The following is a 20,071-nucleotide window of genomic DNA, read 5'->3' as shown; positions in this document are numbered from 1 at the left end:
TACTTAATCGTTTTTTTTATATAAGGAGTGAAAACGATGTCTGAAGAAAAAATTTATGACGTCATTATTGCCGGGGCCGGCCCTGCAGGCATGACCGCAGCTGTATATACATCACGTGCAAATCTTTCAACACTCATGATTGAACGGGGAATGCCGGGTGGCCAAATGGCCAATACCGAGGATGTGGAAAACTATCCTGGCTTTGAAAGCATCTTAGGCCCGGAATTATCCACAAAAATGTTCGAGCATGCGAAAAAATTTGGTGCTGAATACGCTTATGGCGATATTAAAGAAATAACTGACCACGGTGACTATAAAGTCGTCAATGCCGGTTCAAAACAATACAAAGCATACTCTGTCATCATTACCACTGGTGCAGAATATAAAAAGCTTGGTGTCCCAGGGGAAAAAGAGCTAGGCGGCCGTGGAGTTTCTTATTGTGCTGTATGTGACGGGGCCTTCTTCAAACAGAAACGGCTTTTCGTTATTGGAGGAGGGGACTCAGCAGTTGAAGAGGGGGTTTATTTAACTCGGTTTGCTTCACAGGTAACGATTGTCCACCGTCGTGATCAGCTTCGGGCCCAAAAAATTCTGCAAGACCGTGCGTTTGCCAATGAAAAGGTGGACTTCATTTGGAGTCATACCGTTAAATCGATTAATGAAAAAGATGGGAAAGTGGGCAGCGTGACACTTGTATCAACAAAGGATGGCAGCGAGCAAACATTGCCAGCTGACGGTGTCTTTGTGTATGTTGGAATGGTTCCACTGTCTAAACCATTTGAAAACTTGGGAATTACCAACGGGAATGGCTATATTGAGACGAATGACCGGATGGAGACAAAAGTACCTGGTATTTTCGCTGCCGGCGATATTCGGGAAAAAACACTTCGTCAGATCGTAACGGCAACAGGAGACGGCAGTATTGCTGCCCAAAGCGCCCAGCACTTTGTAGAAGAGCTTAAAGAGGAAATAAAGCTTAAAAAGTAAGTTTAGCCAGCAGTAAAAGGGGCTAATGGAAAATGGTAAAGGGCAATTTACAAAAAAGTAATTGTTTCTTCACCCAAATGTAACAGTAGTGAAACAAAGATAGTTTATGATTATAGATATTGACCCCCTTTAAAATATAGACCTTTTCCGCACAGGACCAGCAGCCTGTGCTCTCTTTTTGTTTCGGCAGCCCCTTAACAACTACGTTACATATTTTTTGGAGAATTAATTACTTACCAAAACCATACCCATTTTATAAAATAAACAGAAAAGTCAATTTTGTATTCATTGTAGCAGTTTCCTAAAAATAGTATAATGAAATGAATAAGTAGGTTGTTATATCAGGATATTTCATACGAACCTCAGCGCCCAGGGACTCTGTAATTTACTATCTTATGCTGCCCTAAGCAAGGCGCTTACGCTTTATAAAGAAGGTGTTAACATGCAGCGGGTCACCAATTGTGTATTAATTAAAGAGAATAAGATACTATTACTCCAAAAGCCGCGCCGTGGATGGTGGTCGGCACCAGGCGGGAAAATGGAGCCCGGGGAATCAGTCCGTGATTCCTGTATTCGGGAATTTCGTGAGGAAACCGGAATTTATCTGAAAAACCCTCAATTAAAAGGGGTTTTTACTTTCATTATGAAAGAAGGCGATGAACTTCTTTCAGAATGGATGATGTTTACGTTTATGGCAACTGATTCCGATGGGATTGACTTAGACGAATCGGACGAAGGAAAATTAGAGTGGCATCCGATTGAACAAATAAAAGGATTGCCTATGGCAGCAGGTGACTATCATATAATCGACTACATGATCCATGGTAAAGGAATGATCTATGGTACCTTTACCTATACAAAGGATTTTGACCTAATTGGTTATCGTTTAGATCCAAGCTAATAGATGGAATAACTGTCCAAGCTAAAATACAGGGGGAATAAACATGAGTACCGGTTCGACAAGTGATATTCAAATGGTCATCATTACTGGAATGTCCGGAGCTGGAAAAACAGTAGCCATACAAAGCTTTGAAGATTTAGGATTCTTTTGTGTGGATAATTTGCCTCCTACATTACTGCCGAAATTCCTAGAACTTATGAAGGAATCAGGGAATAAAATGAATAAAGTGGCACTTGTAATGGACCTGAGGGGCAGGGAGTTTTTTGACCACCTATTTAAAGCATTAGATGACTTAGCCGAAACTTCCTGGGTTACACCGCAGATTTTGTTCTTAGACGCGGATGATGCCACATTAGTAAGAAGATATAAAGAAACCAGACGCTCCCATCCACTTGCCAAAGCGGGTTCACCCCTTGAAGGGATTACGGCAGAAAGAGAGCTGTTAGAGGAGCTTAAGGGCCGAGCACAAACTATTTACAACACTTCCCAGATGAAACCGCGGGAATTACGTGAGAAAATATTATCTGAATTTACGGCGAACAGCCATTTAATATTTACTGTCAATGTCATGTCTTTTGGTTTTAAACATGGTATTCCGATTGATGCGGATCTCGTGTTTGATGTGCGTTTTTTGCCAAACCCCTATTATATCGAGCATATGCGGCCGAAAACAGGGCTGGATCAAGAAGTATCAAGCTATGTCTTGAAATGGAATGAAACCACTAAGTTCTTGGAAAAGGTAACGGATTTGCTTAGCTTTATGCTGCCGCATTATAAGCGGGAAGGAAAATCCCAGTTAGTGATTGCCGTAGGCTGTACGGGCGGCCAACATCGTTCAGTAGCCTTAGCTGAATATATTGGCCGATATTTCCAAAAAGATTATAAAACAGTGGTATCACACCGTGACATTGAGAGGAGAAAGGAAAAGTCAACATGAGAGATTATGGCCAGCCAAGAATTGTCGTCATTGGCGGGGGAACAGGCCTGCCAGTATTACTGCGTGGTTTGAAGCAATACCCAGTGGATATCACGGCTATTGTCACAGTAGCCGATGATGGCGGCAGTTCAGGCAGAATTCGTGAGGACCTGCATATCCCTCCGCCAGGTGACGTCCGTAATGTGCTAGCAGCACTTTCCGATGTTGAACCACTTGTTGAGGAAATGTTTCAGCACCGGTTTAACACCTCTAATGAGCTTTCCGGGCATTCGCTGGGGAATTTGATTCTAGCGGCGATGACCTCCATTACGGGAGACTTTGTTCATGCTATCCAGGAGATGAGCAAGGTGTTAAATGTCAGAGGGAAAGTCCTGCCTGCGGCTAATCAGAATGTGGTATTGCATGCTGAAATGGAAGATGGCACGGTTATTTCGGGAGAATCAAAAATACCTTACTCAGGGAAAAAAATAAAACGAGTGTTTATGACTCCAAACAATATTCGGCCGCTCCCAGAAACGATCCAAGCCATTCGCCAGGCAGATATGATTGTCATTGGACCTGGAAGCCTGTATACCAGCATTATGCCCAATTTGCTTGTTCCAAGATTAGGGGATGAAGTTTGCCGTTCACATGCTAAAAAGGTCTATATCTGCAATTTAATGACACAAGCAGGTGAGACACTTGGGTATACCGCTAGCGACCATGTGAAGGCGCTGTATGACCATATGAGCCGCGCTTTTATTCATACGATATTAGTAAACAATAAGGAAATTCCTGAGGATGTCCAGCTGCGGTATAATGAAGAATTAGCTTATCCTGTTCATTATGATCTGCCACAATTGTCGGAGCTTGGAATTGAAGTTGTCCATGCAGACATCGCTGACTTAGAGGACGGTGCATTGCGTCATGATCCCAAAAAAGTCGCAGAAATTTTATATAATTTGCTGATAGCTGAAACCAAAAGGCGATATAAAGCGTAGATAAGCTGTAATTGTTTTTATTCATTCAATGTTATAATAAAAGCAGCCAAATCGGCCGCTGCATCTATCGACTTGGAACTGGCAGCAGATTCAAGTCGTACGTGCAATAGTATTTGTTGTTAAAGGAGGTTAGGGGATGTCTTTCGCTTCAGAAACTAAAAAGGAATTAACAAACTTGGAAGTGAAGCCATGCTGTATTCGGTCTGAACTTTCCGCGTTAATCAGGATGAACGGTTCCCTTTCCTTTTCTAATCGTAAAGTCGTCGTGGATATTCAAACGGAAAATGCTGCGATTGCCAGAAGAATTTATACATTAATCAAGAAAAGCTATCAAGTGCAAGTAGAGCTTCTCGTTCGTAAAAAAATGAAGCTGAAGAAAAATAATGTATATATAGTCCGATTGACTGAACGCGCCAAGGAAATTCTGGAAGATACCATGATTATTGGGGAACATTTTACGTTCATCCATCATATTGCGGAGGAACTCATAAAGAAAAAGTGTTGTAAGCGTTCTTATTTACGGGGGGCTTTTCTTGCGGGAGGGTCTGTCAATAACCCGGAAACTTCCTCTTATCATTTAGAAATTGCATCGATGTATAAGGAACATAATGATTCTCTATGTGAGTTGATGAACAAATTTGGACTCAACAGTAAAACATTGGAGCGGAAAAAAGGCTATATTACTTATTTGAAGGAAGCAGAAAAAATCACTGAGTTTTTAAACATTATCGGCGCCCATAATGCCCTGCTTCGTTTTGAAGATGTTCGGATTGTCAGAGATATGCGCAATTCGGTCAACCGGCTTGTCAATTGTGAAACGGCCAATTTAAATAAAACGATTGGTGCCTCCCTTAGGCAGGTGGAAAACATCCGGTTTATTGATCAAACGGTAGGTTTGCAAATATTGCCTGACAAATTGCGGGAGATTGCTGAACTACGATTAAATTATACGGATGTAACGTTAAAGGAACTGGGTGAGATGGTGTCCGGAGGGACAATCAGCAAATCGGGTATTAATCATCGCTTGCGCAAAATTGATGAAATTGCAGAAAAATTGCGTATGGGGGATATCCACTCCATAAAATAATGCGAGATATTATTTTTATAGAAATAGAAAAGGTATACCTAAATGAGGAGGAATTTAAAAATGGTGGTAAAAGAAGCAACAGTAAAGTTAAAAACGGGGCTGCAGGCCCGTCCAGCAGCATTATTTGTACAAGAAGCAAACAGATTCTCATCTGATATTTTTTTAGAAAAGGACGGCAAAAAAGTCAATGCCAAAAGTATTATGGGGTTAATGAGCCTGGCGGTCGGTTCAGGGGTGGCCATCAATATTATTGCTGATGGCTCAGATGAAGAAGATGCACTCCAAGTCTTAACTAATTTTATTGAAAAAGAGCAATAAAAAAATGACAAGACTAAAAAAGCAATCCTCCAAGGGGGATTGCTTTTCGTCTTATTTCTTATCTAAAGTGTTTCGGGATATAATATGATCAATTAGGCCATATTCTTTTGCTCTTTCTGCTGTCATGAAATTATCACGATCAGTGTCTTTTTGAAGCACTTCAAGCGGTTGGCCAGTACGTTCTGCAAGAATACCATTTAATTTTTCGCGAAGGAAAAGAATTCGCTTGGCCGCAATTTCAATTTCAGTAGCTTGACCTTGTGCGCCGCCAAGAGGCTGGTGAATCATTACTTCAGCATTTGGAAGGGCATAACGCTTGCCTTTTTCGCCAGCTGCAAGTAAGAAGGCTCCCATGGAAGCAGCCATCCCAAGGCATACAGTCGATACATTTGGTTTAATGTATTGCATAGTATCATAAATCGCCATTCCGGCAGTAATGCTTCCGCCTGGGCTATTAATGTAAAGCGTAATATCTTTTTCTGGGTTTTCGGCTTCTAGGAATAATAATTGCGCTACAATGCTGTTGGAAACATTGTCATCAATAGCACTGCCGAGCAAAATAATCCGGTCTTTTAAAAGGCGGGAATAAATGTCATACGCTCTTTCACCGCGATTCGTTTGTTCAATGACTGTAGGAATCAAATTCATTCTTCTTCCTCCTTTGATTTGAAAAGGTAAAATCTTCTGTATTGTTATCATACACTGATGGTCAATAAAGGTCAAACATTTCGACTCTCATTTTGTTCGACAACTTTCCCTCATTCAGCATATCCAATCCGTTTTAATTTAAAACCTAAAAACCACTTGCAAAACTCAAAGGGATATCATATAATAATTAAGTCGTTAATGATAAGCCCTCGTGGTGCAATGGATAGCACGCAAGATTCCGGTTCTTGAAATTCGGGTTCGAGTCCTGACGAGGGCGTAATAAAAGCCTCATGTTCATCGAAACATGAGGTTTTTATTTTGCCGTTTTATTCGAATGCCGTTCCCGAAAATCCCTCTTTCATGTAAAATAATTTTTAAGGGGGGATTGGGATGCAGTTTAAAGCAAGTTTATGGCAGCAGCAAACTACTAAGCTGTCGATGACGCATGAGCTGTCACAAGCCATTGCCTTATTGCAGTATTCCGTTGAGGAACTTACAGCATTTTTAGAAAATAAGTCACTTGAAAACCCGCTCATTCACCTGGAAAACGTTACCGTCCAGCCGGTGAATCCCCTAATCGATCGGCAGCGGAGAAAACCTCAAAAGATGGAGAAGAATTGGATTGAACAAATTGCCGATCAGTCGTCTTCCCTTGAAGAACAACTCATTTCTCAAATAGATATGAAATTCAAATCAACCGTACAAATAAAAATTATTCGGTACTTAATACAACATCTGGATGAAAACGGTTACTTTACTGGGGATTTACATCTCATTGCAGATAAGCTTTCTGTCAGCTATGAGTTTGTAGAAGCGGGCTTAAGGCTAATTCAAACACTGGAACCAGCTGGAATTGGGGCGAGAAGTCTTCAAGAATGTCTCACTCTGCAAATAAAAAAGAAGGATCCTGATAATAAAATGGCATTAACCATTCTTCAAGGATACTTTCTCCAGTTTGCCGAACGGAAGTGGAAACAGATTTCCAAGGAGCTTGGGGTCACATTAAAAGAAATTCAAGATGTATTTGACCAAATTCAACTGTTAAACCCCAAACCGGGGGCATCATTAGTAAAGGAAACAGCTGCTTATGTTGTTCCTGATGTGATCGTGGATCAAACTGAGGCGGGGCTGGTTATCCGATTATTGGATGAATTACTACCCAAAATTACTTTCAATGATTCCTACTATAAACAGTTTTATAACAAAGACCAGCAGGTAAACTCATTTTTGCAAGAAAAGGTTCAGGAGTATCAATGGATTGTCAAAAGCATCGAACAAAGAAAAGAAACTTTATTGAGGGTTGTGATGAAGATTGTTGAAAAACAACCAGGCTTCTTTCAAAAAGGGGCAACCTTTTTAGTGCCGATGACAATGAAAGAAATAGCGACTGATCTTGATATTCATGAATCAACTGTCAGCAGAACGGTTAGGGAAAAATATGTTCAAACACCGACAGGCACCTATCCATTAAAGACGTTTTTTACAAGCACCATTCAATCCGTGGATCAGGAAGATAGCATTTCATCCACACATGTGAAAAATCTGATCCGTCAAATCATTGACAATGAGAATAAGGAAAAACCCATGTCCGACCAGGATATAATGGAGAAATTAAAAGAGGAACAACGGATGGATGTCTCAAGGCGGACAGTTGCCAAATACCGTGAACAACTTGGGATACCTTCTTCCTCTAAAAGAAAAAGATTTAAATAACTCGAGTAACAAGAAAGGAAGAAACATGTTACCAATTACAATCACACTATATACTAGAAAAAGCTGCCCACTCTGCGATAAGGCGAAAGCCGTGCTTGCCGAACTGAATAAGGAATTCCCGTTCGAACTAAAGGAAATTGATATATACGAAGACGATGAATTAACGGAACGGTTTGGCTTAATGATACCAGTCGTCTATATCGATGGAGAACAAGCCGCATTTGGGCAAGTTAACAAATTCGACATAAGAATTCGCTTACAAGAAAATTTCTCAGACTTATAGGTTGAATTTGGTTATCACTACTGCTACAATGAAATTCGTAGTCGGGGTGATTTTTTTTAGATTACGTGGGACATAATATGTCTATGGTGGACATTTTTTGACCAACAGCATATTATAAAGGAGAAGGCTATCGTGCAATCATTCATTGACATTGCGAAAAGATTATTACCAGATTTCCTTCAGGTCCTGCAAAAAAGATACTCGATACTACGATACATAGGTTTTATGCAGCCGGTGGGTCGAAGAAGCCTAGCTTCTAGCCTTGGTCTAACGGAAAGAGTTCTTCGCACGGAGGTAGAATTCCTCAAAGATCACAATCTTATTTATAGCAATAATGTAGGAATGAGTTTAACCTCTGAGGGGAAAAATTTACTAGAGGATCTTGAAGAGCTAATGCGGGAGCTTAAAGGTTTTGATGTACTAGAAATGGAATTGAAACATCGACTTGGCATAAAAAAGGTCATTATTGTACCGGGTGACAGTGATGAATCGCCTATGGTAAAGAGTGAGCTTGGCAAGGCCTGCGCAGTATGCATGAAAAAGCTTTTTATAGGAAAAAATATCATCGCTGTAACTGGTGGTTCCACCATGGCTGCGGTTGCCGAAAGGTTATCTCCTGAAGCAAACGATAAGGAAATACTATTTGTTCCGGCACGCGGCGGAGTAGGCGAGGATGTTCAGAATCAAGCGAATACGATTTGTTCCAAAATGGCAGAAAACTCCCATGCAAAACATCGTGTTTTTTATGTGCCTGACCAGGTCAGTCCCAATATCTACGAGTCTTTAATCCGTGAACCAGGCATCCATGAAGTGTTAAAGCTAATTCATTCTGCCAACATAGTTGTACACGGTATTGGGAATGCTATGACAATGGCTGAACGGAGAAAATCCAGTCCCGAGATTTTAGAAAACTTAAAAGCCGGGAAGGCAGTCGGGGAAGCATTCGGCTACTATTTTAATGAGCAGGGCGAGATTGTTCATAAAGTCCTGACCATTGGATTACAACTGGAAAATCTTATATCGATTCCCAATGTTATTGCCGTAGCTGGAGGGGCATCTAAAGCAAAGGCAATTAGAGCTTATATGAAACAAGCACCAAAATCATCGATTTTAATTACCGATGAAGGTGCTGCACAAAGGCTGTTAAAAGGATAACAGCTAATCACCCGAATGCAGGTTTAAAAAAGGGTCACCCTTTTTATAAAAAATATCCACGCACATAAGGAGGAAATAATCATGGCAGTAAAAGTTGGTATTAATGGTTTTGGACGTATTGGACGTAACGTATTTCGTGCAGCGCTGAATAACAGCAACATCGAAATCGTGGCAATCAACGACTTAACAGACGCAAAAATGCTTGCGCATCTTTTAAAATATGACACAGTTCACGGAACTCTTTCAGAGGACGTAACTGTTGATGGCGAATATTTAGTAGTTGGCGGTAAAAAAGTAAAAGTTATCGCTGAACGCGATCCTGCACAACTAGGCTGGGGCGACCTTGGCGTTGATGTAGTAGTTGAGTCTACTGGCCGTTTTACAAAGCGTGAAGATGCAGCAAAACACCTTGAAGCAGGTGCTAAGAAAGTTATCATCTCTGCTCCAGCAACTAACGAAGACATCACAATCGTTATGGGTGTTAACGAAGACAAATACGATGCAGCTAACCATCATGTATTATCTAACGCTTCTTGTACTACAAACTGCTTGGCTCCATTTGCAAAAGTATTAAACGATACTTTTGGTATCAAACGCGGTATGATGACAACTGTTCACTCCTACACTAATGACCAACAAATCCTTGATTTGCCACATAAGGACTACCGTCGTGCGCGTGCAGCAGCTGAAAACATGATCCCAACTTCAACTGGTGCTGCAAAAGCAGTTGCACTTGTTTTACCTGAACTTAAAGGTAAATTAAATGGTATGGCAATGCGTGTACCAACTCCTAACGTTTCTATCGTTGATTTAGTTGCTGAATTAGAAAAAGATGTTACTGTTGAAGAAGTAAACTCTGCATTAAAAGCAGCAGCTGAAGGTCCACTAAAAGGAATTCTTGCTTTCAGTGATCTTCCATTAGTATCTAGCGATTATAACGGTGCTACTGTTTCTTCAACTGTTGATGGATTATCTACAATGGTTCTTGAAGGCAACATGGTAAAAGTATTATCTTGGTACGATAACGAAGTTGGCTACTCTAACCGTGTAGTTGACCTAGTTGATTATATCGCTTCAAAAGGACTTTAATTCTTAGGGGTTAAAGTTCCAAAAGCAAACTGTTATACGGTGTTTCCAACGGGGAGTGGGGAGAATTCCCCCACTCCTTTTTTTATGAAAAGTATAGGAGGACCATGTCGATGAATAAAAAATCTGTAAAAGATATCGATGTAAAGGGTAAATGCGTTTTTTGCCGAGTGGATTTTAACGTACCAATGCAGGATGGAAAAATCACCGACGATACCCGAATCCGTGCTGCGCTGCCAACGATTCAGTATCTAACCGAACAAGGAGCAAAAGTTCTTCTTGCCAGCCACCTTGGACGTCCAAAAGGAAAAGTGGTTGAGGAAATGCGGTTGACTCCAGTCGCTGCAAGGCTTTCTGAATTGCTTGGAAAAGAAGTTAAAAAAGCTGACGAAGCCTATGGGGATTCTGTAAAAGCATTAATTGACACATTAAACGAAGGCGATGTTTTACTATTAGAAAACGTCCGCTTCTATCCTGGTGAGGAAAAGAACGACCCTGAGCTTGCCCAGTCATTCGCTGAACTTGCAGATGTTTATGTGAACGATGCCTTTGGTGCAGCACACCGTGCACATGCTTCAACGGAAGGCATTGCGCATCACCTTCCAGCAGTATCTGGCTTGTTAATGGAAAAGGAACTAGATGTTTTAGGAAAAGCTCTATCCAATCCAGAACGTCCATTTACAGCGATTATTGGCGGGGCAAAAGTAAAAGACAAAATTGGCGTCATCGAAAATCTTTTAGAATTAGTGGATAATTTGATTATCGGCGGTGGACTTGCCTATACCTTTATTAAGGCACAAGGACACGAAATCGGTAAATCCTTGCTGGAAGAAGACAAAATTGATTTGGCTAATTCATTCATGGCTAAGGCAAAAGAAAAGGGTGTCAATTTCTATATGCCGGTTGATGTTGTGGTAGCAGACGATTTCTCCGCGGACGCAAATACAAAAGTTGTCAGCATCGAAGAGATTCCAGCAGATTGGGAAGCACTTGATATTGGTCCAAAGACTCGTGAAATTTATCGTGATGTCATTCAAAATTCAAAACTTGTCATCTGGAATGGGCCAATGGGAGTATTTGAAATCGATACGTTTGCTGAAGGTACCAAAGCGGTTGCCCAAGCACTTGCAGATGCTAATGGCACATACTCAGTTATTGGCGGCGGTGATTCAGCTGCAGCTGTTGAAAAGTTTGGCTTAGCAGATAAAATGAGCCACATTTCTACAGGCGGAGGCGCTTCCTTAGAGTTTATGGAAGGCAAAGCGCTGCCAGGTGTTGTGGCATTAAACGATAAGTAAGTTAATCAAGAAAGGATGTTCCAGTATGCGTAAACCAATCATTGCAGGTAACTGGAAAATGAACAAGACGCTTTCAGAAGCAAAAAGTTTTGCTGAGGAAGTAAAAGGTCTTGTACCTGCTACAGACAAGATGGACTCGGTTATTTGCGCTCCTGCTTTATTTTTACAAAGCTTGCAAGAAGTAACCGAAAGCAGCGAAGTAAAAGTTGGAGCCCAAAACATGCACTTTGAGGAAAGCGGTGCGTTTACAGGTGAAATTAGCCCGAAAGCACTTGCTGATCTTGGAGTTCAGTATGTTATTATTGGCCATTCTGAGCGCCGGGAAATGTTTAATGAAACAGACGAATCCGTTAACAAAAAAGTACATGCCGCATTTAAATACAATCTAACTCCAATTGTATGCTGTGGTGAAACCCTTGAACAGCGTGAAAATGGTGAGACCAATCAATTAGTTGGTGATCAAGTAGCCAAAGCGTTACAAGGCTTAACAGAAGACCAAGTGAAACAAACAGTTATTGCTTATGAGCCTATCTGGGCAATTGGAACAGGTAAATCTTCTACATCTGCAGATGCGAATGAGGTTTGTGCTCACATTCGCCAGGTTGTTTCTAAAGAGTTTTCTGAAGATGTGGCAAATGCCGTTCGCATTCAATACGGTGGCAGCGTGAAGCCAGAAAATATTAAAGAATACATGGCGCAGCCAGATATCGACGGTGCTTTAGTCGGCGGTGCCAGCCTTGATCCACAATCATTTTTAAAATTGCTGGAGGCGGGCCAATATGAGTAAAGCTCCAGTAGCCCTTATCATTCTTGATGGTTTTGGATGCAGGGATGAAGTAAAAGGGAACGCGGTTGCCCAGGCAAAAAAACCAAACTTTGACCGGTTATGGGATAACTTCCCACACACTCATTTAACTGCCAGTGGTGAAGCAGTGGGTCTTCCAGAAGGACAAATGGGTAACTCTGAGGTTGGCCATTTAAATATCGGCGCCGGACGAATTGTTTACCAAAGCTTAACCCGCGTAAACATTTCGATTCGAGAAGGTGAGTTTGTTCAAAATGAAACCTTCCTTGGCGCTATGAACCATGTAAAGAAAAATGGCACAGCCCTGCATTTATTTGGTTTGTTATCTGATGGCGGCGTACATAGCCATATTAACCATATGTTTGCCCTGCTTAAGCTTGCGAAAGCAGAGGGCGTTGAAAAAGTTTATATTCATGCGTTCTTAGATGGACGTGATGTCGGTCCGAAAACAGCACCGACATACATTCAGGAGACATTGGACAAAATGAAGGAGTATGGAATCGGCGAATTCGCAACCATTTCCGGACGTTACTATTCGATGGATCGTGACAAGCGTTGGGAACGTGTTGAAAAATCATACCGCGCCATGGTATACGGCGAGGGACCAACCTATACCGATCCATTGCAATTGGTCGAGGACTCTTACTCTCATGGAATCTTTGATGAATTCGTCATTCCTTCGGTAATCACTAAGGAAGACGGCCAGCCGGTTGCCACCATCCAAGATAACGATGCGGTCATCTTCTATAACTTCCGTCCGGACCGGGCGATTCAGATTTCAAATACATTTACGAACAAGGACTTCCGTTCATTTGACCGAGGGCCAAAGCATCCTAATGATCTATATTTTGTCTGCTTAACCCACTTCAGCGAATCAGTTGACGGGTATGTTGCATTTAAACCAACTAACTTGGATAATACTTTGGGTGAAGTGTTGGCACAAAATAATTTGAAGCAATTACGAATCGCAGAAACGGAAAAGTATCCGCACGTTACCTTCTTCATGAGCGGCGGTCGTGAAGCGAAATTCCCTGGTGAGGAACGGATTTTAATCAACTCACCGAAGGTTGCTACCTATGACCTTAAACCGGAAATGAGTGTTTATGAAGTAACGGAAGCTTTGACAAAAGAAATCAGTGCTGATAGGTTTGACGCGATTATCCTTAACTTCGCTAACCCAGATATGGTTGGGCATTCAGGTAAGCTTGAACCAACGATCAAAGCAATTGAGGCTGTTGACGAATGCTTAGGAAAAGTGGTTGATTTAATTCTTGAAAAAGGCGGAGCAGCTATCATTACGGCTGACCATGGTAACGCTGATGAAGTGGTTACACTTGAAGGCGACCCAATGACCGCCCACACCACAAACCCTGTACCGGTGATCGTGACGAAGCAAGGCGTTGAATTACGTGACGGCGGTATTTTAGGTGACTTGGCCCCAACCATGTTGGAGCTGTTAAATGTTCAGCAACCTGCTGAAATGACTGGAAAATCAATTATTAAAAAATAAATTTATTTTTAAAAATAAGGAGAGATTTTACAATGCCATATATTGTTGATGTTTATGCTCGTGAAGTATTAGATTCCCGCGGTAACCCTACTGTTGAAGTAGAAGTTTTCACTGAATCAGGCGCTTTTGGACGCGCATTAGTACCAAGTGGTGCTTCTACTGGTGAATACGAGGCAGTGGAACTTCGTGATGGTGACAAAAGCCGTTATCTTGGAAAAGGCGTACAAAAAGCAGTAGATAACGTAAATGAAATTATTGCACCAAAATTGATTGGTGAAGGTTTCAGTGTTTTAGATCAGGTTTCTATCGATAAAGCGATGATTGAGCTTGATGGAACTGAAAACAAAGGTAAATTAGGTGCTAACGCCATCCTAGGTGTATCTCTTGCAGTTGCTCATGCAGCAGCAAACTACCTAGATGTTCCTTTATATCAATACCTTGGCGGCTTCAATGCGAAACAGCTTCCAGTGCCAATGATGAACATCGTTAATGGCGGTGCTCACGCTGACAACAACGTGGATATTCAAGAATTCATGATTATGCCTGTTGGCGCACCAAACTTTAAAGAAGCACTTCGTATGGGTGCTGAAATTTTCCACAACCTACGTACCGTTCTTAAAGGCAAAGGTCTAAATACAGCTGTAGGTGACGAGGGTGGCTTTGCTCCAAACCTTGGTTCAAACGAAGAAGCATTACAAACAATCATCGAAGCCATTGAAAAAGCTGGTTACAAGCCAGGTGAGGAAGTAAGATTGGCAATGGACGTTGCTTCTTCTGAACTTTACAACAAAGAAGACGGCAAGTACCATCTTGATGGCGAAGGCAAAGTCTTGACTTCTGAAGAAATGGTTGCGTGGTATGAAGAGCTTGTTTCCAAATACCCAATCATCTCCATTGAAGACGGTTTAGATGAAAACGACTGGGAAGGCCACAAGCTTTTAACTGAGCGTCTTGGCAAAAAAGTTCAATTGGTTGGTGACGACTTGTTCGTAACAAACACCAAAAAGCTTGCTGAAGGTATCGAAAAAGGTATTGCTAACTCCATTCTTATTAAAGTTAACCAAATCGGTACTCTTACAGAAACTTTTGATGCGATTGAAATGGCAAAACGCGCTGGCTACACAGCAGTTGTTTCTCACCGTTCTGGTGAAACAGAAGATGCAACAATAGCTGATATCGCTGTTGCTACAAACGCTGGCCAAATCAAAACAGGTGCACCATCTCGTACAGACCGTGTTGCAAAATACAACCAATTGCTTCGCATCGAAGATCAATTAGGTGAAACTGCTCAATTTAACGGTATCAAATCTTTCTATAACTTAAGCCGTTAATTTCAATTGATAAAAGGCATCCATGAATAAATGGATGCCTTTTTATTTTAGGTTCTGTTAACCGATCATGTTGATATTTAATTTCTGTTGATTGGATCGGGAGACCCCACAGGCGCTCTCATCGCCGAACAGGCTCCCCGGCCCGCCCGTGGGAACGCTTAAGCGGCAGGGGCGGAATCAACGGCCAAATTTGACAGAGTCTTATTTTAAAGGAGTAGTTCGTTTTTATCGTGGAAAGTAGGAAAGGGAGAGACAGCCTCTGGTCTTAGATAAGGGGAAACAATGCCAAAAGCTGTCACAATGCTTCTATTGTGAAAAACACGATAATATGATAAATTTAAAATAATTGAGCATGTACGTATTACAGGAGGTGGCCTTATGCATACATTTTTAGTAGTTCTATTGATTATTGTTAGTATTGCCCTTATTGCGGTCGTTTTACTTCAATCAGGTAAAAGCGCTGGTTTATCTGGTGCCATTTCCGGTGGTGCTGAAACCCTTTTTGGCAAGCAAAAAGCGCGTGGAATTGATTTAATTCTGCATCGTATCACAGTCGTTCTATCTGTACTATTCTTCCTGCTTGCTCTAGGAGTAACGTATTTCCAGATTTAAATGCAAAGGAAACCTGGCAAAAATAAGCCAGGTTTTTTTTGTTCCTAAGACCTAGAAGCTAGAGGACGAGTTGTTCTTGCCAAGCCTTTTTGGTGGAATGTTCACCCCTGTAATGCTTAAACTAAAATAGAAACTGATTGTACTAAAGGAGTTTTACATCATGAAAATAGCATTACCAAAACCATTTACATTTGAAGGTGGGAAGCGTGCGGTCTTGTTGCTTCATGGCTTTACTGGCAACTCATCAGATGTTCGAATGCTCGGGCGTTTCCTCGAAAAGAAAGGCTACACCTGCCACGCGCCCCATTATAAAGGCCATGGTGTTCCACCAGAAGAACTGGTTCATACCGGTCCTGAAGATTGGTGGCAAGACGTATTAACTGGATACAATTTTTTAAAAAATAAAGGTCATGAAGAAATTGCGGTCGCCGGACTTTCCCTAGGCGGGGTATTTTCTTTGAAATTGGGATACACTGTACCTATAAAAGGAATTGTACCGATGTGTGCCCCGATGCATATAAAAAGCGAAAAGATTATGTATGAAGGCGTGCTGGAATATGCCCGCGAGTTTAAAAAACGAGAAGGAAAATCGGAGGAACAAATTGAATTAGAGATGAATGAGTTTAAAAAGACTCCGATGAATACCTTGAAAACACTACAAGAATTGATCGCAGATGTCAGGGATAATGTAGACATGATCTATGCCCCAACGTTTGTAGTCCAAGCACGCCACGACAAAATGATCAATACCGAAAGTGCCAATATTATTTATAACAGTATTGAATCTGAGATAAAGCAAATAAAATGGTACGAAGAGTCCAGCCACGTTATCACATTGGATAAAGAGAAAGAGCAGCTGCATAAGGATGTATACGACTTTTTAGAAAAGCTCGATTGGCACGATTAAAAATTCCTTAATAAGGAGGGATAGCATTTGGATCAGATCCAAAATCATATTGATAAGCTTTTACATTACATGAAGGATGAGGCTTATAAGCCGCTGACCGTTCAAGAGCTCGAAGAAGCATTCGGCATTGAGGATTCCGCTGATTTTAAAGAGTTTGTTAAAGCGCTTGTCCAAATGGAGGAAAAAGGGCTTGTCGTTCGCACAAGAGCGAACCGTTATGGTTTGCCGCAAAAGATGAACTTAATTCGCGGTAAATTAACCGGACATGCCAAAGGGTTTGCCTTTGTCATACCAGATGAACCAGGAATGGATGATATTTTTATACCACCGACTGAAATTAACAATGCTATGCACGGTGATATCGTTTTAGTTCGGGTTTCATCAGAAACTTCCGGGCAGCGCCGTGAAGGCAGCGTTATTCGGATTGTCGAAAGAGGTATAAAGCAAATCGTTGGGACTTATGTAGAAAGTAAAAATTTTGGCTTTGTCATTCCGGATGATAAAAAGTTTACAAGTGATATCTTTATTCCAAAAGCTGCTTCCAAAGGGGCAGTGGAAGGACACAAGGTGGTTGTCGAACTGACCGCCTATCCAGAGGGAAGGAAAAGTGCGGAGGGGGAAGTTGTAAACATCCTTGGCCATAAAAACGACCCAGGTGTGGATATTCTTTCGGTAATACATAAGCATGGTCTTCCCATGGCGTTTCCGGACGAAGTTCTCCAGCAGGCTAATGAAACGCCTGACACAATTGATGAAAGTGAACTGTCTAATCGGCGGGACTTGCGAAATGAAGTGATTGTGACAATTGACGGAGCCGATGCAAAGGATCTGGATGACGCCGTTACAGTAACCAAATTAGAAAATGGAAATTATAAGCTTGGGGTTCATATAGCGGATGTTAGCTATTATGTAAAAGAAGGGACACCAATCGACCGGGAGGCTGCAGACAGGGCAACCAGCGTTTATTTAGTAGACCGAGTAATCCCGATGATACCACACCGATTATCCAATGGGATTTGTTCGCTTAATCCTAAGGTAGACCGGCTAGTGTTATCCTGCGAAATGGAAATTGACTCAGCTGGTCACGTGGTCTCCAACGAAATTTTTCAAAGTGTGATCAAGACAACGGAACGGATGACCTATCATGACGTTAATCTAATTCTAGTCGAAAAAGATGAAGAGACGCGGAAACGATATGAATCGCTTGTTCCAATGTTTGAATTAATGGAGGAACTTGCGGGGATTCTCCGCAATAAACGGATGACTCGTGGTGCGATTGATTTTGATTTTAAAGAATCAAAGGTCTTAGTTGATGAAGAAGGAAAACCGACTGATGTGGTTCTCCGTGAGCGGTCCGTTGCCGAGCGATTGATTGAGGAATTCATGCTGGCAGCCAATGAAACGGTGGCTGAACACTTTCACTGGATGGATGTTCCATTTATTTACCGGATTCACGAGGACCCGAAGGAGGACAAACTTAGAAAATTTTTCGAGTTTATTACCAACTTCGGCTATATTGTGAAAGGAACCGCGAACAACGTTCATCCACGGGCATTGCAAGAAATTATTGAAGAGGTGCAAGGAAAGCCGGAGGAAATGGTTGTATCCACTGTCATGCTGCGTTCGATGCAGCAGGCAAAATATTATCCTGAAAGCCTGGGACACTTTGGTTTATCTACCCAGTTTTACACTCACTTCACATCACCGATCCGCCGCTATCCGGATACGATCGTACATCGGTTGATTCGCACTTATTTGATTGAGGGTAAGGTAGATGAGGCGACAAGACAAAAGTGGGATGCACAACTGCCGGATATTGCCGAACACTCATCAAAAATGGAACGCAGGGCTGTCGACGCCGAGCGGGAAACCGATGAGCTCAAAAAAGCAGAGTTCATGCTTGATAAAATTGGTGAGGAGTTTGACGGTATTATTAGTTCCGTTACTAACTTCGGCATGTTCGTCGAACTGCAAAACACCATTGAAGGTCTTGTGCATGTCAGCTATATGACAGATGATTATTATCGTTTTGATGAACATCATTACGCGATGATTGGCGAACGGACCGGGAAGGTATTCCGGATCGGCGATGAAATTACCGTCCGGGTCGTCAATGTCAATAAGGACGAACGATCGATTGACTTTGAAATTGTCGGCATGAAGGGGACTCCCCGTCGTGAACGGCCAGCGGCTCCAAAGGTGTTTAAAACCGGAAGTGATACCCATAAACCGCGGCGCAATAAGCAGGGGGAACGAAACGGACGGCAAGAGTTCGGAGGAAGTCCAAACGCTAAACCGAAAAAGAAACGGAAGCATTATGAAAATGTCCCGGTTAACAAAAGCACAAAACGAAAGAAGAAGAAACGGTGATAGAAGAGGGCCGAACCAGACGGCTCTCTTTTCATTGTCTGGGATTGTCTATTCTGTTAAAATAAAAGCCATAGATATGAGGTGAAAAACAATGCCAAAAGGTGAAGGGAAAACAGTTGCCCAAAATAAAAAGGCGTACCATGATTATTTTATCGAAGAAACCTATGAGGCTGGTCTCGTGCTGCAAGGAACCGAAATTAAGTCAATTCGTGCCGGACGCGTGAACTTAAAAGATTCCTATGTAAGAATACAAAACGGTGAAGCCGTAATTTTTGGCATGCATGTCAGCCCTTATGAACAGGGAAACCGTTATAATCATGACCCATTACGAACACGCAAGCTGTTGCTTCATAAAAAGGAAATCATGAAACTGGTTGGTGATTCGAAAGAAGCAGGTTTTGCGATCATTCCGCTAAAGCTTTATCTTAAAAATGGATATTGCAAAGTTTTGATTGGATTGGCAAAAGGGAAAAAGAATTATGATAAACGGGAAGATTTGAAGAGGAAAGAAGCGAAGCGGGAAATTGAGCGTGCCTTCCGCGAGCGACAGAAGATGTAGTCAGTACTGTAGTTGATTTCCATTTTATTTACAGTTACTTACAATTGAAAAATGCTTAAAGTGTGTTATAATAAGTTTGTCGCCAAGTTGCGACACAATCTTTTGCTCAGACAAACTTGCCAGTTTCCTAAACGTCTAGCTGATATCATTCAGCACATTTTATATGGGGACGCTACGGATTCGACAGGGGTAGTTCGAGCTTAGGTTGCGAGTCGAGGGGGTCGGCCTCGTTAAAACGCCAAAGCCAATAACTGGCAAAACTAACAATAACTTAGCTTTCGCTGCTTAATAGCGCTTAGGCTGTTCGCCCCTCCATCGCCTGTGTGGTAGGGTAGCGGACTCACTCTTAGCAGGCTACGCCGGATTCCACCGTCTGAGGATGAAGGAAGAGAACAACCAGACTAGCTGTCCGGCCGCCTGTCGATAGGCAAAAGGCTCAGCGAAGCGCCAATATATCGACTACACTCGTAGAAGCTTAAGTGCCGATATCTTTGGACGTGGGTTCGATTCCCACCGTCTCCACCATACATAGGTGGATTACAAAGGCTAGCATTATTGCTAGCCTTTTTTATGTGCGCCCAGCA

At 41.9% G+C, this 20,071-nt stretch carries 19 protein-coding genes, 1 tRNA gene and 1 other RNA gene; 20 read left to right on the top strand and 1 reads right to left on the bottom strand.

From position 1 onward, the window contains the following. Nucleotides 1-36: 36 nt before the first annotated feature. The 6 genes from trxB (at nucleotide 37) to BN2425_RS19245 (ending at nucleotide 5,210) form a co-directional block, all read left to right on the top strand. Nucleotides 37-987, top strand: coding sequence for a thioredoxin-disulfide reductase (trxB, locus tag BN2425_RS19270; protein ID WP_042462922.1), 951 nt, complete (start codon nucleotides 37-39; stop codon nucleotides 985-987). A gap of 442 nt (nucleotides 988-1,429) precedes the next feature. Further along, the gene (locus BN2425_RS19265; protein WP_042462920.1) at nucleotides 1,430-1,888 is read left to right on the top strand and encodes an NUDIX hydrolase; all 459 of its coding nucleotides are present in this window, start codon (nucleotides 1,430-1,432) and stop codon (nucleotides 1,886-1,888) included. A 43-nt stretch (nucleotides 1,889-1,931) separates the two neighbouring features. After that, on the top strand, nucleotides 1,932-2,825 hold the full coding sequence (gene rapZ / locus BN2425_RS19260) for an RNase adapter RapZ (protein WP_042462917.1): 894 nt from the start codon (nucleotides 1,932-1,934) through the stop codon (nucleotides 2,823-2,825). Next, on the top strand, nucleotides 2,822-3,805 hold the full coding sequence (locus BN2425_RS19255; RefSeq protein ID WP_042462915.1) for a gluconeogenesis factor YvcK family protein: 984 nt from the start codon (nucleotides 2,822-2,824) through the stop codon (nucleotides 3,803-3,805). Before rapZ ends, BN2425_RS19255 begins: the two co-directional genes overlap by 4 nt. Before the next feature lie 136 nt (nucleotides 3,806-3,941). Next, complete coding sequence (gene whiA / locus BN2425_RS19250; RefSeq protein WP_042462913.1) at nucleotides 3,942-4,892, top strand: DNA-binding protein WhiA; 951 nt, start codon at nucleotides 3,942-3,944, stop codon at nucleotides 4,890-4,892. A 60-nt stretch (nucleotides 4,893-4,952) separates the two neighbouring features. Next, nucleotides 4,953-5,210 carry an HPr family phosphocarrier protein gene (locus BN2425_RS19245; protein WP_042462910.1) on the top strand — a complete coding sequence of 86 codons (258 nt, stop codon included), beginning with the start codon at nucleotides 4,953-4,955 and terminating at the stop codon, nucleotides 5,208-5,210. Between the two features lie 51 nt (nucleotides 5,211-5,261). Here the strand turns inward: BN2425_RS19245 and clpP are convergent, their stop codons facing one another. Beyond that, nucleotides 5,262-5,858: an ATP-dependent Clp endopeptidase proteolytic subunit ClpP gene (gene clpP / locus BN2425_RS19240; RefSeq protein ID WP_042462907.1), complete on the bottom strand. Its 597-nt coding sequence runs from the start codon at nucleotides 5,856-5,858 to the stop codon at nucleotides 5,262-5,264. 205 nt (nucleotides 5,859-6,063) lie between these two features. Between clpP and BN2425_RS19235 the strand changes: the two genes are divergently transcribed. The 14 genes from BN2425_RS19235 (at nucleotide 6,064) to ssrA (ending at nucleotide 20,012) form a co-directional block, all read left to right on the top strand. Beyond that, nucleotides 6,064-6,135, top strand: a tRNA-Arg gene (locus BN2425_RS19235). Between the two features lie 113 nt (nucleotides 6,136-6,248). Next, a complete protein-coding gene (gene rpoN, locus BN2425_RS19230; RefSeq protein WP_042462904.1) occupies nucleotides 6,249-7,571 on the top strand; it encodes an RNA polymerase factor sigma-54 in 1,323 nt (440 codons plus the stop codon). A 25-nt stretch (nucleotides 7,572-7,596) separates the two neighbouring features. After that, a complete protein-coding gene (locus BN2425_RS19225; protein ID WP_406603207.1) occupies nucleotides 7,597-7,854 on the top strand; it encodes a glutaredoxin family protein in 258 nt (85 codons plus the stop codon). A 132-nt stretch (nucleotides 7,855-7,986) separates the two neighbouring features. Further along, entirely contained in the window at nucleotides 7,987-9,009 is a 1,023-nt protein-coding gene (locus tag BN2425_RS19220; RefSeq protein ID WP_042462901.1) for a sugar-binding transcriptional regulator, read from the top strand. Between the two features lie 81 nt (nucleotides 9,010-9,090). After that, nucleotides 9,091-10,098 carry a type I glyceraldehyde-3-phosphate dehydrogenase gene (gene gap, locus BN2425_RS19215; RefSeq protein WP_042462899.1) on the top strand — a complete coding sequence of 336 codons (1,008 nt, stop codon included), beginning with the start codon at nucleotides 9,091-9,093 and terminating at the stop codon, nucleotides 10,096-10,098. 110 nt (nucleotides 10,099-10,208) lie between these two features. Further along, the gene (locus BN2425_RS19210) at nucleotides 10,209-11,393 is read left to right on the top strand and encodes a phosphoglycerate kinase (protein WP_042462896.1); all 1,185 of its coding nucleotides are present in this window, start codon (nucleotides 10,209-10,211) and stop codon (nucleotides 11,391-11,393) included. A 25-nt stretch (nucleotides 11,394-11,418) separates the two neighbouring features. Next, nucleotides 11,419-12,180, top strand: coding sequence for a triose-phosphate isomerase (tpiA, locus tag BN2425_RS19205; RefSeq protein WP_042462893.1), 762 nt, complete (start codon nucleotides 11,419-11,421; stop codon nucleotides 12,178-12,180). Then, nucleotides 12,173-13,708 carry a 2,3-bisphosphoglycerate-independent phosphoglycerate mutase gene (gpmI, locus tag BN2425_RS19200; RefSeq protein WP_042462890.1) on the top strand — a complete coding sequence of 512 codons (1,536 nt, stop codon included), beginning with the start codon at nucleotides 12,173-12,175 and terminating at the stop codon, nucleotides 13,706-13,708. Before tpiA ends, gpmI begins: the two co-directional genes overlap by 8 nt. Before the next feature lie 32 nt (nucleotides 13,709-13,740). Continuing rightward, on the top strand, nucleotides 13,741-15,039 hold the full coding sequence (gene eno / locus BN2425_RS19195) for a phosphopyruvate hydratase (RefSeq protein WP_042462887.1): 1,299 nt from the start codon (nucleotides 13,741-13,743) through the stop codon (nucleotides 15,037-15,039). Between the two features lie 378 nt (nucleotides 15,040-15,417). Then, the gene (gene secG / locus BN2425_RS19190; RefSeq protein WP_042462885.1) at nucleotides 15,418-15,651 is read left to right on the top strand and encodes a preprotein translocase subunit SecG; all 234 of its coding nucleotides are present in this window, start codon (nucleotides 15,418-15,420) and stop codon (nucleotides 15,649-15,651) included. Between the two features lie 160 nt (nucleotides 15,652-15,811). Beyond that, nucleotides 15,812-16,558, top strand: coding sequence for an alpha/beta hydrolase (locus tag BN2425_RS19185; protein ID WP_042462882.1), 747 nt, complete (start codon nucleotides 15,812-15,814; stop codon nucleotides 16,556-16,558). Between the two features lie 69 nt (nucleotides 16,559-16,627). After that, entirely contained in the window at nucleotides 16,628-18,928 is a 2,301-nt protein-coding gene (gene rnr / locus BN2425_RS19180) for a ribonuclease R (protein ID WP_042463078.1), read from the top strand. A 91-nt stretch (nucleotides 18,929-19,019) separates the two neighbouring features. Next, entirely contained in the window at nucleotides 19,020-19,487 is a 468-nt protein-coding gene (gene smpB, locus BN2425_RS19175; protein ID WP_042462879.1) for an SsrA-binding protein SmpB, read from the top strand. A 165-nt stretch (nucleotides 19,488-19,652) separates the two neighbouring features. After that, nucleotides 19,653-20,012: a transfer-messenger RNA gene (gene ssrA, locus BN2425_RS19170) on the top strand. The last annotated feature ends 59 nt before the right edge of the window (nucleotides 20,013-20,071 follow it).

Source organism: Neobacillus dielmonensis, assembly GCF_000612665.1.
Taxonomy (GTDB): Bacteria; Bacillota; Bacilli; order Bacillales; family Cytobacillaceae; genus Neobacillus; species Neobacillus dielmonensis.
This window is presented reverse-complemented; position numbering and strand designations above follow the sequence as displayed.

Coding starts and splice junctions, on each gene's coding strand:
- trxB (WP_042462922.1), top strand. CDS start 37: ATGTCTGAAGAAAAAATTTATGACGTCATTATTGCCGGGGCCGGCCCT.
- BN2425_RS19265 (WP_042462920.1), top strand. CDS start 1,430: ATGCAGCGGGTCACCAATTGTGTATTAATTAAAGAGAATAAGATACTA.
- rapZ (WP_042462917.1), top strand. CDS start 1,932: ATGAGTACCGGTTCGACAAGTGATATTCAAATGGTCATCATTACTGGA.
- BN2425_RS19255 (WP_042462915.1), top strand. CDS start 2,822: ATGAGAGATTATGGCCAGCCAAGAATTGTCGTCATTGGCGGGGGAACA.
- whiA (WP_042462913.1), top strand. CDS start 3,942: ATGTCTTTCGCTTCAGAAACTAAAAAGGAATTAACAAACTTGGAAGTG.
- BN2425_RS19245 (WP_042462910.1), top strand. CDS start 4,953: ATGGTGGTAAAAGAAGCAACAGTAAAGTTAAAAACGGGGCTGCAGGCC.
- clpP (WP_042462907.1), bottom strand. CDS start 5,858: ATGAATTTGATTCCTACAGTCATTGAACAAACGAATCGCGGTGAAAGA.
- rpoN (WP_042462904.1), top strand. CDS start 6,249: ATGCAGTTTAAAGCAAGTTTATGGCAGCAGCAAACTACTAAGCTGTCG.
- BN2425_RS19225 (WP_406603207.1), top strand. CDS start 7,597: ATGTTACCAATTACAATCACACTATATACTAGAAAAAGCTGCCCACTC.
- gap (WP_042462899.1), top strand. CDS start 9,091: ATGGCAGTAAAAGTTGGTATTAATGGTTTTGGACGTATTGGACGTAAC.
- BN2425_RS19210 (WP_042462896.1), top strand. CDS start 10,209: ATGAATAAAAAATCTGTAAAAGATATCGATGTAAAGGGTAAATGCGTT.
- tpiA (WP_042462893.1), top strand. CDS start 11,419: ATGCGTAAACCAATCATTGCAGGTAACTGGAAAATGAACAAGACGCTT.
- gpmI (WP_042462890.1), top strand. CDS start 12,173: ATGAGTAAAGCTCCAGTAGCCCTTATCATTCTTGATGGTTTTGGATGC.
- eno (WP_042462887.1), top strand. CDS start 13,741: ATGCCATATATTGTTGATGTTTATGCTCGTGAAGTATTAGATTCCCGC.
- secG (WP_042462885.1), top strand. CDS start 15,418: ATGCATACATTTTTAGTAGTTCTATTGATTATTGTTAGTATTGCCCTT.
- BN2425_RS19185 (WP_042462882.1), top strand. CDS start 15,812: ATGAAAATAGCATTACCAAAACCATTTACATTTGAAGGTGGGAAGCGT.
- rnr (WP_042463078.1), top strand. CDS start 16,628: ATGAAGGATGAGGCTTATAAGCCGCTGACCGTTCAAGAGCTCGAAGAA.
- smpB (WP_042462879.1), top strand. CDS start 19,020: ATGCCAAAAGGTGAAGGGAAAACAGTTGCCCAAAATAAAAAGGCGTAC.